Source organism: Microlunatus sp. Gsoil 973 (genome assembly GCF_009707365.1).
GTDB lineage: Bacteria > Actinomycetota > Actinomycetes > Propionibacteriales > Propionibacteriaceae > Microlunatus.
Genome location: NZ_CP046122.1, coordinates 3557169 through 3569328, shown reverse-complemented (window position 1 = coordinate 3569328; position 12160 = coordinate 3557169). Strand labels below are relative to the sequence as shown.

Here is a 12160-nt window from a genome sequence, read left to right as displayed (position 1 = left end):
GATCCGACCTACTGGTCGTCCGACTTCCCCGAGTCTGTGGAACGTCCGGACTGCCACCAGTCACGCATGCGATTGGCGGCCGCGCCACCGACACCGCCCATCACGCCGCTGACCCGGCCGATCACCTTGATCAACGGATCGGAGCTGGACCCGAAACTCTCGGTGTACGACGCCGCCGCAGCCTTCACATCATCGCTCATCGGGGCATCCTTGTCCTCCGACCGCCGCGGGTAGTTGCCGGCCAGGATGTCCTGGTACTCCGAGCCTGCCGCCCACTTCTGCAACTCCGCGGCCCGCAGTGCTGCCAACGGATGGGTCTGCCCGGAGATCTGCAGGATCTTCAACACGGAGTCCCGGACGTCGCCGCGTTCCTGATAGTCCTTGGCCTGATCAAGGAACCCGGCGATGTCCATCTCGTCGGGATTGAGCGCTCCGGCCAACGATGCGTGCACCCGCAGTGCCGCACGCGGATCCTGGACGCAGAGCAGGCCGGCCCGGTCACAGGACAACTCTGACTTGCGATACCACTCCATCAGTGCGGCGATGATCGCGCGGATCCCCCACGCGCCGATCGGCAGCCACTGGATCTGGTTGGCGATGCCGATCAACTGCAGCAGCATCGTCCGGTAGAGAGCATGCCCGCTGACCACATGACCCACCTCGTGCCCGATCGCGAACCGCAATCCCTCGGCGTCGAGGAGCTTCAGCATGCCGGTGGTGATCACGATGATCGGCTTGTCCAGGCCGATCGTCATCGCGTTGGGTGCCGGGTCCTGTTGGACGTAAAGCTCCGGAATCGGCTGCAGATCCAGCGTTGTCGCGCATTCGGTGATCATTTGATGAAGATCGGGATACTGCCGTGGTGAGACGCGGACCGCGCTGGCCAGATAGAGCAGCCGGACACTCCGCTCCCCGATGGCTCCGGACACTGCCTTGAGGACGGCGTCGAAACCGGGGATGGCGCGCAGCGCGACGAGTGCGCCCCGATCGGCGGGATGTTCGTACGCCCGCGGGCTGATGTCTGGAAAACGAATCCGACCCCGATCCAACTCCCGCTGCTCTGCGTAGCTCATGCGGTGAGTCTAGGTCGGGGCCGGTCCGATGCGCCCGGGAGTGATCAACTCATTCCGGCCGGCGGGGCTGGAGCCTCAGCTGCAGGTGATCGTGGTGCCGCCGGACTGGTGAACACCCGGGCCGAGCTCGGCGCACTTCTGACCCAGCGCAACCACACCGACCACCCCGACGGTGGCCAGGATCAGTCCGAAGCCGGTGAAGATCGCGCCGACCACGATGCCGACCTTGGCGATCACGTTGTTGAAGCCGGCGGCCTTGGACTTGCGATGGGCGATGATGCTGACGATCAGGCCGGGCAGCGAGGTGACGAAGGCCAGCACCAGTCCGACGATGCCGAGGGTCCGACCGGGGTCGTCGGCAGCGGAGACGGGGGACGTCGGGTAAGAGGCGCTCACAGTTCTCTCCTTTGGGTCCTACGCACCGTGCGTAGTGCACCTAGGACGGGGGCGTCACCGCGATCGGTTCCCTCGGATTCGTCATTCTCCGATGCTGTTGTCGATCAGTTCCCTGACGACGTCCAGGTGGCCGAGATGGCGGGCGTACTCCTGGAGCACGTGGAAGCCGATCCAGGCCAAGGTCGGTGGGGCGTCGGTGAACCTGCCACCGGTGGCGGCGGTCTCGTCCAACGCGTGCTCGGCCAGCACGTGATCGGTCTCCGCCGCCTGCGCCTCGAGGAGCGCCTGGAGTGTGTCGATCGTCTCGTCCGGCGCGACGAACCAGCGGGCGGGATTGTCGGGATCGTGATCGGCCCACGGGTCGGGCAGGTCCTTGCCGAGGAAGCCCCAGCTGAACCATCGGCGTTCCACATGGATCAGATGCTTGAGCAGTTGCAGCGGGGTCCAGCCGCTGGGCAGGACCGCCGACCCGAGCCGGGTGTCGTCGAGACCGGCGAGCTTGCGGGACAGCGCGTCCCGGTAGGCGCGCAGGTATCCGACCAGCAAATCTGAAGGATCGCTCGATGACCCGGCTGGCTCGGCGAATTCGTCGGTTGTCGGCTGGCTCACATCGGCACCCTAATCGGAGTCTGTGGATTCGATCAGAATCCGGCGATCCTGCTCCGGATGCGTGGTCTCCGCCAGCACTCTTGACTGCATGGCTCTCATCACCCAGCGGCCATCGGTTGCCCGGCCTGATGGTTACGGCTCCGACTTCGACCGGCGCCGCCCCCGGCGGGTCGGTCCGAGCCCGGCCGCATCGGCGCTGCCGCTGGCGTTCGCGGCGGTGGCCGGGATGGTGGCGACTGTCCTGGTGGCCCTGCACACGGCCTTCGGACAGGAGTACGACAACGCGGCGATGCGGGTGCTGTCCCACGGCCACAGCAACGTCAACGACCAGCTGATCCGGCTGCTGCAACAGGTCAGCACCGTCTCGGCCGCCGTCGCGTTGGCGATCATGGTCGGTGTCGCCCTGGTACGCCGCCGGTTCCGGGTGGCCGTCGCCGCGGTTGTCCTGGTGGTCGGCGCCAACCTCACCACCCAGCTGTTGAAGGACCATCTGCTCAGCCGTCCCGATCTCGGTGTCGGCGAGGCCGCCAACACCTTGCCCAGCGGGCACACCACGCTCGTCTTCTCTCTCGTCCTCGCCGCGGTGCTGGTCTCGCCGCGAGCATTGCGTTGGTTCGTCACCCTCGGCGGTGCGGCGATCGGTGGCCTGACCGGACTGGCCACGATCATCGCCGCCTGGCATCGGCCGAGTGACGTGGTGGCCGGGATGCTGGTCACGCTGGCCTGGGCCGCCCTGATGTCGGCGATCATCGCCGGCCGTTCGCCCGATGGCGTCGTACGGTACGGCGGTGGGTTCCCGGCCCTGCTCGGCGGTTCGGCTGCCGCGCTCGGGGTGATCGTGTACGGCTTTGACTGGACCGCCGGACCGGATGCCTCCAAGGTCATTCCGATCACCGCCGGGGTGATCGCTGCGGTTGCTGCCATGGCCGTCGGCTGCTATTCGAGCCTGGTCTCCCGGACCTCCAATTGATCTGACCGGCGGCGTCTCGACCTGCTTCGATAAGGACATGGTCGCCGGGGACACGGAGACGACGCCGACTGTCGTACGGGCAGAGCGGGAGATCGCCGCCGACCCGCAAGCGATCTTCGAACTCATCGCCGATCCGGCCCACCAACCGCATTGGGACGGGAACGACAATCTGGGTTCGGCCGCCGAGGGCCAACGTGTTCGCGCCGTCGGTGAGGTGTTCGCGACGATCCTGACGAAGGGCAGCGTCCGGGAGAACCATGTCGTCGAGTTCGTCGAGGGTCGGCTGATCGCCTGGCGCCCCGCCGAGGTCGGCAAGCGGCCGCCGGGACATCTGTGGCGCTGGGAGCTGGAGCCCATCGCCGAGGGGCGTACCCGGGTGATCCACACCTACGACTGGACCGAGTTGACCGACGTCAACCGGTTTTCCCGTGCCCGCGGCACCACGAAGGACAACCTGCACGCCTCACTGGACCGACTTGCCGCCCTCGCCGAAGGGTGACGCGCAGCCGACGCCACACGACGGTGCCCGTGGTTCCACGCCGACGCTGCCCGTGGGTCCGCAACGAGGGTGCCGGTGGGTCTGCGGCGACGGTCCCCGTCGGTCCGCGACGACGGTCCCCGTCGGTCGACGCCGGCGCTGCCGTCTCGGTCCGCGCCGAGGGTGCCTGTGGGTCCGCGACGACGCTGCCTGTGTGTCCGCGACGACGCTGCCCGTCGGTCCACGCCGACGCTGCCGGTCCGTTCAGTCCGCCAGCCCGCCGGCCGTTCCCGCACCAGTTGGTCGGCACCGCACCACTTACTCGGCCTCGCACCCGCTGCAGCCGGTGCGCCGCCGAGTATGTGGTGCGCCGTCGAGCAACCGGTGCGCTGTCGAGCAACTGGTGCGAAGTAGAGGGTGCAGCGTCGAGCAACTGGTGCGACTGCGAACAACTCGTGCAGTTGCGAGCAGGGCGCCGCGACCCGCGACCTCGTCGAGAGCTTTGGCAGTACGAACCCACCGGGTCAGACAGTGCTTCCCGCACCAGTTGGTAGGCGCCGCTCCACTTACTCGTCCTCGCACCCGCTGCAGCCGGTGCGCCGCCGAGTAGGTGGTGCGCCGCCGAGTAGGTGGTGCGCCGCCGAGTAGGTGGTGCGCCGCCGAGTAAGTGGTGCGCCGCCGAGTAAGTGGTGCGGGACCCGGGTGAGGGGTGCGCGGCCGAGTAAGTGGTGCGCCGCCGAGTAAGTGGTGCGGGACCCGGGTGAGGGATGCGCTGCCAGCCGACGAGTGCGCCGTCGAGCGGGACCGGCTGGCCCCGGCGCCAATTGGCTTCCCGGACCGGCGACCGGTAATCTGGTTGGTCGGCCACGGTCCGTCCCGGATCGCGGCCGAAGCATCGCCCTCCTGTCATGGGGACGTCCCATGACCGCAGAGACCAGAGGAGGAGGAGTTCGCGTATGCGCAAGTACGAGGTCATGATCATCATCGACCCGGACACCGACGAGCGACAGGTCGCCCCGACGCTCGACAACTACCTGAAGGTGATCACCAATGCCGGCGGAACCGTCGACAATGTTGACATCTGGGGTCGGCGCCGGTTGTCGTACGAGATCAACAAGAAGCCGGAAGGCATCTACGCGGTCGTCAATCTGACGTCCGAGCCGGCCGACGTCCAGGAGCTGGACCGTCAGCTCGGTATCAACGAATCGATCATGCGGACGAAGGTACTGCGTACCGACGCCCACTGATCTGTGAACGGTTGCTCCACACTGTCGGCCCCACGTGGCACAGTGGGGCATCAACCAGCACGCTGATCACCGGAGACATCAATGGCAGGCGAAACCACCATCACGCTCGTCGGCAACCTGACCGCCGACCCCGAGCTGCGCTTCACCCCGTCGGGTGCCGCCGTGGCCAACTTCACGGTTGCCTCGACGCCTCGCACCTTCGACCGCCAGAGCAACGAATGGCGCGACGGCGAGGCGATGTTCATCAACTGTGCGGTCTGGCGACAGGCCGCCGAGAACGTCGCCGAGTCGCTGCAGAAGGGCATGCGGGTGATCGTCCAGGGACGGCTGAAGTCCCGCAGCTACGAGACCCGCGAGGGTGAGCGCCGAACCGTCTTCGAGATCGATGTCGACGAGATCGGCCCCGCCTTGCGGTACGCGACCGCGAAGGTCACCCGCACCACCAGCGGCGGAGGACAGGGCGGCGGCCAGCGGGGTGGCGGCTACGGCGGCAACTCCGGTGGCAACTCGGGTGGTTACGGCGGCCAGCAGGGCGGGTCTTCCGGCCAGGGTGGTGGCGGTTCGTTCGGGGGCAACGACCCCTGGGCGAGCAACGACAACTCCGGCCAGGGCTCCGTCGGGGGCAATGATCCGTGGGCCACGAACACCAACGACGAACCGCCGTTCTGATCCACCCTGAACCAACCAACACATGGCACATTCCGGCGTCAGCCGGGCTCAGAGAAGGAGAGCACCACAATGGCCAACGCACCACGAAACACAGAACGCAAGCCGAAGAAGAAGGCCAATCCGCTGCGCAAGGGCCAGCCGGTCGACTACAAGGACACCGCGACCCTGCGGAAGTTCATTTCCGAGCGGGGCAAGATCCGCGCCCGCCGGGTGACCGGACTGAGCGTCCAGGACCAGCGCAAGGTCGCCATCGCGATCAAGAACGCCCGCGAGATGGCGTTGCTGCCGTACGCGTCGACGGCCCGCTGAGATTGAGGAGACAGAACAGATGAAGCTCATTCTCACCGCGCCGGTCGACAACCTTGGTGTTGCCGGTGACATCGTCGACGTCAAGGACGGCTACGGCCGCAACTACCTGGTCCCGCGCGGATTCGCGATCAACTGGACCAAGGGCGCCGAGAAGCAGATCGACGGCATCAAGCGGGCCCGCGACGCTCGCGAGATCCGCGGCATCGAGCACGCCCAGCAGGTACGCGACCAGCTCGAGCAGGTCGCCGTCGAGGTTCCGGTCCGGGCCTCCGACAGCGGCAAGCTCTTCGGTGCCGTAACGCCGTCGCTGATCGTCAGCGCGATCAAGAAGTCCGGTGGTCCGGCGGTCGACAAGCGCGCCGTCCAGGTGGGCAAGCCGATCCGCAGCCTCGGTCAGCACACCGTCGGCATCAAGCTGCACGATGCGGTGACCGCGCACATCCCGGTCACCGTCGTCGCCGAGGCCTGAGCCTTAGCCGTACGACCCAGCACAAAGGGCGGTCCTTCGGGGCCGCCCTTCGTCGTTCCCGACCCTCACTCGGTCAAGGACTCAAGACAGGCCTCCGTCGACGGCGTTGTCGCCTTGGCGAGCAACGCGTACAGCGTGGACCGGTCGTCTGTATCGAGACGTCCGAACACCGCGTTCTCCGCGGCGTCCAGCGCCCGCTCGGCCTGGGCCAGTTTCGCGTTGCCGGCATCGGTGAGGAGCACGTTGTGGCGCCGCCGGTCCGTGGTGGAGCGCCGCCTCTCGATGAGCCCCTCGGCCTCGAGCTCGTTGAGCAGTCCGACGACGTTGGTGCTGTCCAGTTGCAACTCATCGGCCAGTTCACTCTGCAGCAGGCCGTTGCGTCCGCGGATCACCGTCAAGGCGACGAGATGCCGTGGACGGAGGCCCAGCGGATGCAGCACCGCCAGTGAATGCACCCGTAGCTTGCGCGCCACGTTGTCCAGCAGCGCACCACATCGCGGCGGTGGTTGATCGACGATGGGCAACTCCTGCATGTCCCCAACAGTAGCCAATCGGCCAACGGTTATGTCTCATAATTTGATATGCGGTATGCCATGGGCTCGCGGTGTATAGATGATTGGTGAAGCACAAGCTATCTCTCTCTCACCAAGGAAGGCATCCCATGCCACACCTGCTGCACATCGACTCCAGCATCCAGGGCGACAACTCCGTCAGCCGTGGGTTGACCGCCCGGGCCGCCACAGCCTGGCGCTCGGCCAACCCCGCCGGCACTACCCGCTATCGCGATCTCGGCCGTCATCCCTTGCCCCACCTGGACGCCGATTCCGGTCTGGCGCGCATGGTTTCCCCGGACCAGCGCACCCAGGCCCAACAGGCCTCCTGGGAACTGACGGTGGAGTTGGTGAACGAGATCAAGGCGGCCGACACAGTTCTACTCGGTCTGCCGCTCTACAACTACGGTGCGCCGAGCGCGGTCAAGTCCTGGGTCGACCACCTGATCGCTCCCGGCCTGGCGATCGACCCGGAGACCAACGAAGGGCTGCTGGGCGGACGCGAGTTCATCGTGATCGCCACCCGTGGTGGCGGTTACGGTCCGGGCGCCCCCAGGGAGGGCTGGGACCACGCGTCGGTCTGGTTGCCGCACGGACTGTCGCTGACGGGGCTCGAGCCGCGGTTCATCGAGGCGGAACTGACCCTGGCCAAGAGCAATCCTGCGATGGCCGGACTGATTCCGATGGCCGAGGAGAGCCTGCGCGCGGCGGAGGCCCAGGTCGACGCACTCTGGGACCACGTCGCCGTCCTGTCGTGATCGCCCCTTCTTGATCACCACTCCGGATACGCTCGACCCGGCCGTTGGGCCGAGCGGATCCGAAGGAGGACGTGGTCATGGGTAAGCGTCGGGCGGCCGGTGTCGCCGCAGGAACGGCCGGAGCCCTGGCGGCCCTGGGCACCTGGGATCTGCTGCAGCGCAAGCACTCGGTCCTGCGCAACTATCCGTTGGTCGGCCACCTTCGCTATCTGCTGGAGAGCATCCGGCCGGAGGTGCAGCAGTACTTCATCGAGAGCAACACCGCCGGCCGGCCGTTCGACCGGGAGATCCGGGACACCATCTACGAGCGGGCCAAGGGCATTCACGGCGAGCAGGCGTTCGGCACCGAGCGGGACGTCAACGTCGCCGGCTACGAATACCTGCTGCACTCGATGACCCCGCTGACCGCCCCCGAGACGGCACCGCGGGTCCGGGTCGGTGGCCCGGACTGTAGCCAGCCGTACAGCATGGCGTTGCTCAACGTATCGGCGATGAGCTTCGGAGCGCTGTCTGCCAACGCGATCCGGGCGCTCAACAAGGGCGCGGCGCTCGGTGGCTTCGCCCACGACACCGGCGAGGGCGGGCTGACCGGGTATCACCTGGAGAACGGGGGCGACCTGATCTGGGAGATCGGTTCGGGCTACTTCTCCACCCGCACGCCCGACGGCCGGTTCGACCCCGGTCGATTCACCGAGAACGCCGCTCACGATCAAGTCAAGGCGACCTCGCTGAAACTGTCGCAGGGCGCCAAACCGGGGCTGGGTGGCGTGCTGCCGGCGGCGAAGGTGAGCGCCGAGATCGCCAGCATCCGTGGCGTGCCGGAGGGACAGAAGTGCGTCAGCCCACCCGGCCATCAGGTGTTCTCCACGCCAACGGGGTTGATCGAATTCATCGCCAGGATGCGCGAGCTGTCCGGCGGTAAGCCGGTCGGCTTCAAGCTCTGCGTCGGCCACCGCCGGGACGTGCTGGCGATCTGCAAGGCGATGCTCGAGGTCGGCACCACGCCGGACTTCATCATCGTCGACGGTTCCGAAGGGGGCACGGCGGCGGCGCCGCTGGAATATGAGGATCATGTGGGCGCACCGCTGACCGACGGTCTGATGATCATGCACAACGCGTTGGTGGGGAGCGGGCTGCGAGGCAGGATCAAGATCGCTGCCGGGGGCAAGATCGCCTCCGGCAGCGACATCGTCAAACGGCTGATCCAGGGAGCCGACTACACCAACGCGGCCCGGGCGATGATGATGGCGATCGGCTGCATCCAGTCGCTGCGCTGCCACACCGACACCTGTCCTGTCGGGGTCGCCACCCAGAATCCGCGGCGATCCCGGGCGCTGGACGTCGGTGACAAGAGCCAGCGCGTCTTCCGCTATCAGCAGGGCACGGTTGCCGAGGCCGTCTCGATGATGGCGTCGATGGGGGTGACCAGCCCGGACCAGCTCACTCCGGAGATGTTGCGGCGCAACGTCAGCGAGGTGGAGAACCGCTCCTACGCCGAGCTGTACGAGTGGCTCGGACCCGGTGAACTGCTCAGCGAACCGCGACCGAGCTGGGCCACCGACTGGAACGCCGCCTCGGCCGACCGCTTCTAGCCAGACCGATGAGTACTTCCGCCGTCCGGTCCGCCGTTTCCCGCTCGCCACGGCACCGATGCAGCGGCTGGACGGCAGGAATTCACGATCAACGGGCGTGATCGGCGATGGCGCCGGCGAGGGTGGAGACGGCCAGGCGGCGTACCGCCTCGAAATCGGGAGTCCCGGACTCGTAGAGCAGCTGTCCGCCACCGATCAGGGTCAACCCGATCGAGTCGAGGTCGGCGTCCGGCCGGAGCCGACCCTGCTCGCGTTCGGCCGCCAGATACTCGCGGATCATCCACGCGGCATCGGTGGCCACGGGCACGCCCTCGTGTCCCGCTGCCCGGAGCCGGATGCGCAGTTCGTCGCGGACGGTGATGAGACCGACCATCCGCGTGGCGACCGAGGTGAACATCAGGACAAGAGCGTCGGTCACGTTGTCCACCACCGACCCGGACCCGACGGTCGACATCAGCTCCGCCGATCTGGCCCGCATCACGCTGATCCGATCGCGGATGAGCTCGACCAGGAAATCGTCGAAGTCTGCGAAGTGTCGATGCAGCACCCCCTTGGCCACGCCCGCCTCGGCGGTCACGGCCCTGCTGGTCAGGCTCTGCACCCCGTCCCGGAGCAGTACCCGTTCCGCCGCAGCGAAGAGCTGCTCACGGGCGTCCGGAATGGCAGTACCGGTCGGCACCGACTCCTCCTTGCGAATGGGCGTATGCCCACTTAGTGTGGGCACATGCCCACTATGCCATCGACGTCGGGGAACCCGACGAGTGGATCGACCATCGAGACCCACCGATATCGCGCCGTCGCCGAGTCCTTCGGCGTCGATCCGGCGGCGTACGACCGGTGGCGTCCCCGCTATCCACGGGATCTGATCGAGCGGATCCGAACGACCAGCCCGGGACCCGAGGTGCTCGACGTCGGTATCGGTACGGGCATCGTCGCCCGGCAACTGCGGGACTCCGGCGCTCGGGTGACGGGAGTCGAGCCCGATGCCCGGATGGCCGGCTTCGCACGCGCCGAGGGATTCGTTGTCGAGGAGGCGACGATCGAGCATTGGGAGTCCGACGGCCGGCTCTTCGACGCACTCGTTTCGGGGCAGACCTGGCACTGGGTCGAACCGGTCTCCGGTGCGGCCAAGGCCAAACAGGTCTTGCGACCCGGCGGCCGCGTCGCGGTCTTCTGGAACGCCGGCGACGCTCCCGAAGAGATCAACGAGGCGTTCGCCGATGCGTTCGCCCGGGCTGTCCCCGACTGGCCGACCCCGACCGACTGTACGCCACCGCCAGCCTCGGTCTGGTACAACGCGATGGTCGACCGCACCGCCGAAGGATTCCGGAGCGTCGGCGGGTTCGGCGAAGCCGAGCGCTGGCAGGACAGCTGGGATCAGTCGTACACCCGGGATGAATATCTGGCGCTGCTGCCCACCCAGGGCATGTTGACCAGGGCCTCCGCCGAACAGACCGCTGCTGTCCTGGAGGCGGTTGGCAGGGCGATCGACCGGCTCGGCGGAACCTTCGACATGCATTACGTGACCACAACCATGGCAACCGTCAGGACAACCGGGTAAGACGGTGGCATGCAACCGTTCTGGATGCTCGCCCTGCTCGACTTCAGCCCGGATCACTACGCCGAGGCAGCCGCGCACTGGCAACGGCTGACCGGTTACACCCTGCGCGACCCGATCGGTGATCAGGGTGAGTTCCAGGGGCTGCGACCGCCGGACCGCCCCACCTTCGTCGCACTCCAGCGGCTCGGCGAAGGAGCCGACCGAGTGCACCTCGACCTGCACGTCACCGACCCACCGGCGGCAGCCAGAGAGGCGGTTGCGGCCGGCGCCACCATGATCACCGACAATCCGGAATGCGAGGTGCTCGGCTCGCCGGGCGGCTTCGTCTTCTGTTTCGTCAGTGATCCCTCCGCCGGTAGGGCGCCGGCAAGCCAGTGGCCGGGGGGCCACCGCAGCATCGCCGACCAACTGTGCATCGACATTCCCGTCGAACACTGGGACACCGAGACCACCTTCTGGTCGGACGTCATCGGCTGGGACGTGGGACCGATCGATGAATCGGAGTTCGCTCGGATGCATCTTGTTGATCAACTCCCGCTGCGCCTCCTGTTCCAGCGTCTCCAGGAACCGACCGGCCGGGTACGCGGCCACATCGACTGGTCGACCACCGACCGGGACGCGGAGACCGCCCGCCACGAGGCCCTCGGGTCGGAGATTGTCCGCCGTTGTGACGAGTGGACCGTGATGACCGGTCCCGGTGGGACCTACTGCATCACCGATCGGGTGCCGGCTCTCTGAGGCTTACGGCCGAAACATCATGGTCGCCAGGCGTCGGCCGGGATGCGATCAATGAGATCGCACATCAGATTGAGCCGCGGCAGTGCGTTGCCCGGCTCGAACATGCCTTGCTCGTAACTGATCATGTTCTGGCCCGAGAAGCGCCAGTTCCACGGACCGGTCTGCCGGAGCAGATCGATCACTGCCGGATGCAGCACCCGGCGACCGAACGGCTCGTTGTCGCACTTGATCTTGAACCTGTCGTCGAAGACCGGATCCCCGATGTCCAACCGTCGGAAACCCATCGCCGCGGCCATCTTCCCCCCGAAGACGCCCTCGCTGCCGACGGTGAACAGCGGCACGGCGGTCGGCAGGGCGACGACCCAGATCGCGAAGTGGTACGTGTGGGTGGTCGTGGTCGTCCCGTTGTAACTGCTCGTCGTGTAGCCGTACTCGAAGGCGCAGACCGGGCGTCCGCGATAGCTGCCGGCCAGGATGTTGCGTGCCTTCCCGCCTCGCTGGAACGGCTTCTCGCGGTCGTTGAACCGTTGGGCGTAGGACTTGTCCTCGGCGATGTACTGCAGGCCGGTCCCGGCCGCGAGACGGGCGAAGGCCTGTCGCCGTTCGTCGTTCTTCCGCCGCTGACGGGCGTAGCTGAGCACGCCGAACACCACCAGCGCGGTGACGAGCACCACGATGAGGATCGCGAGGCTACTGAACTCCACGACTCCTCCTGCTGGTCACCGCTTGACTTCCGGTAC

16 protein-coding genes are annotated in these 12160 nt (G+C 67.0%); 10 read left to right on the top strand and 6 right to left on the bottom strand.

The features are described from left to right. Positions 1 to 8: 8 nt before the first annotated feature. From GJV80_RS16865 to GJV80_RS16855, 3 genes are all read right to left on the bottom strand, one after another. The gene (locus tag GJV80_RS16865; protein WP_154688896.1) at positions 9 to 1073 is read right to left on the bottom strand and encodes a M48 family metallopeptidase; all 1065 of its coding nucleotides are present in this window, start codon (positions 1071 to 1073) and stop codon (positions 9 to 11) included. Positions 1074 to 1148: 75 nt separating this feature from the next. Next, a complete protein-coding gene (locus tag GJV80_RS16860) occupies positions 1149 to 1469 on the bottom strand; it encodes a hypothetical protein (protein WP_154688895.1) in 321 nt (106 codons plus the stop codon). Between the two features lie 81 nt (positions 1470 to 1550). Continuing rightward, positions 1551 to 2078 carry a DinB family protein gene (locus GJV80_RS16855; protein ID WP_154688894.1) on the bottom strand — a complete coding sequence of 176 codons (528 nt, stop codon included), beginning with the start codon at positions 2076 to 2078 and terminating at the stop codon, positions 1551 to 1553. An 88-nt stretch (positions 2079 to 2166) separates the two neighbouring features. Between GJV80_RS16855 and GJV80_RS16850 the strand changes: the two genes are divergently transcribed. The 6 genes from GJV80_RS16850 (at position 2167) to rplI (ending at position 6220) form a co-directional block, all read left to right on the top strand. Continuing rightward, complete coding sequence (locus tag GJV80_RS16850) at positions 2167 to 3048, top strand: phosphatase PAP2 family protein (protein ID WP_154688893.1); 882 nt, start codon at positions 2167 to 2169, stop codon at positions 3046 to 3048. A gap of 37 nt (positions 3049 to 3085) precedes the next feature. After that, a complete protein-coding gene (locus tag GJV80_RS16845; protein ID WP_154688892.1) occupies positions 3086 to 3547 on the top strand; it encodes an SRPBCC family protein in 462 nt (153 codons plus the stop codon). Between the two features lie 935 nt (positions 3548 to 4482). Next, the gene (rpsF, locus tag GJV80_RS16840) at positions 4483 to 4773 is read left to right on the top strand and encodes a 30S ribosomal protein S6 (protein WP_154688891.1); all 291 of its coding nucleotides are present in this window, start codon (positions 4483 to 4485) and stop codon (positions 4771 to 4773) included. Positions 4774 to 4854: 81 nt separating this feature from the next. Beyond that, positions 4855 to 5442: a single-stranded DNA-binding protein gene (locus GJV80_RS16835; protein WP_154688890.1), complete on the top strand. Its 588-nt coding sequence runs from the start codon at positions 4855 to 4857 to the stop codon at positions 5440 to 5442. 69 nt (positions 5443 to 5511) lie between these two features. Then, positions 5512 to 5751: a 30S ribosomal protein S18 gene (gene rpsR, locus GJV80_RS16830; RefSeq protein WP_154688889.1), complete on the top strand. Its 240-nt coding sequence runs from the start codon at positions 5512 to 5514 to the stop codon at positions 5749 to 5751. Between the two features lie 19 nt (positions 5752 to 5770). Further along, positions 5771 to 6220: a 50S ribosomal protein L9 gene (gene rplI / locus GJV80_RS16825; protein ID WP_154688888.1), complete on the top strand. Its 450-nt coding sequence runs from the start codon at positions 5771 to 5773 to the stop codon at positions 6218 to 6220. Positions 6221 to 6285: 65 nt separating this feature from the next. Here the strand turns inward: rplI and GJV80_RS16820 are convergent, their stop codons facing one another. After that, positions 6286 to 6753, bottom strand: coding sequence for a MarR family winged helix-turn-helix transcriptional regulator (locus GJV80_RS16820; protein ID WP_154688887.1), 468 nt, complete (start codon positions 6751 to 6753; stop codon positions 6286 to 6288). Positions 6754 to 6881: 128 nt separating this feature from the next. Between GJV80_RS16820 and GJV80_RS16815 the strand changes: the two genes are divergently transcribed. Further along, a complete protein-coding gene (locus tag GJV80_RS16815) occupies positions 6882 to 7529 on the top strand; it encodes an FMN-dependent NADH-azoreductase (protein WP_154688886.1) in 648 nt (215 codons plus the stop codon). Between the two features lie 77 nt (positions 7530 to 7606). Then, the gene (locus GJV80_RS16810; RefSeq protein ID WP_154688885.1) at positions 7607 to 9121 is read left to right on the top strand and encodes an FMN-binding glutamate synthase family protein; all 1515 of its coding nucleotides are present in this window, start codon (positions 7607 to 7609) and stop codon (positions 9119 to 9121) included. 88 nt (positions 9122 to 9209) lie between these two features. On the opposite strand, the gene GJV80_RS16805 is transcribed toward GJV80_RS16810, so the two are convergent. Further along, positions 9210 to 9800, bottom strand: a complete 591-nt coding sequence (locus GJV80_RS16805) for a TetR/AcrR family transcriptional regulator (protein WP_154688884.1) — start codon at positions 9798 to 9800, stop codon at positions 9210 to 9212. 45 nt (positions 9801 to 9845) lie between these two features. Between GJV80_RS16805 and GJV80_RS16800 the strand changes: the two genes are divergently transcribed. Continuing rightward, positions 9846 to 10682: a class I SAM-dependent methyltransferase gene (locus GJV80_RS16800; RefSeq protein WP_230207781.1), complete on the top strand. Its 837-nt coding sequence runs from the start codon at positions 9846 to 9848 to the stop codon at positions 10680 to 10682. 9 nt (positions 10683 to 10691) lie between these two features. Beyond that, positions 10692 to 11420 carry a VOC family protein gene (locus tag GJV80_RS16795; RefSeq protein WP_154688883.1) on the top strand — a complete coding sequence of 243 codons (729 nt, stop codon included), beginning with the start codon at positions 10692 to 10694 and terminating at the stop codon, positions 11418 to 11420. Positions 11421 to 11437: 17 nt separating this feature from the next. Here GJV80_RS16795 and GJV80_RS16790 read toward each other — a convergent pair whose 3' ends face one another. After that, entirely contained in the window at positions 11438 to 12124 is a 687-nt protein-coding gene (locus tag GJV80_RS16790; protein WP_154688882.1) for a hypothetical protein, read from the bottom strand. Between the last annotated feature and the right edge of the window lie 36 nt (positions 12125 to 12160).